The organism is Ochrobactrum sp. SFR4, from assembly GCF_019730395.1.
Classification (GTDB): domain Bacteria; phylum Pseudomonadota; class Alphaproteobacteria; order Rhizobiales; family Rhizobiaceae; genus Pseudochrobactrum.
Genome location: NZ_JAAPBB010000605.1, coordinates 1 through 296 on the forward strand (window position 1 = coordinate 1; position 296 = coordinate 296).

1 protein-coding gene is annotated in these 296 nt (G+C 47.3%); it reads left to right on the top strand.

Features of this window, described 5'->3' with window-relative positions; translation table 11 throughout:
- Nucleotides 1-270: phage major tail tube protein (locus tag HBA93_RS20455; protein ID WP_221724497.1), on the top strand; the 270-nt coding region annotated here is incomplete at its 5' end.
- Nucleotides 271-296: the final 26 nt, after the last annotated feature.

A 296-nucleotide genomic window follows, 5' to 3' on the forward strand; every position in this document is an offset into this window, starting at 1 on the left:
GGGGCTGAGAACCCATTTATGATCACCGGTGCGCTTGTAGACGAAGATGGCACTGTACATAGCGCCGTCATGAATATTCGCGGCTTCCTTAAACAAGCAGATGCAGGTTCATGGAAGACCGGTGATTTGTCGGAGAGTGATTATCAGGTCTCCGTCCATTACTACAAACTGGAAGTTGACGGCGTAAGCCTGATCGAAATGGACGACTTCGATGTGAAGATTAACGGCGTTTCACAATACAAAGATATTCGCAACGCTCTGTTGCTCTGATCCCATCCGTCATTTTGTAGTTATCC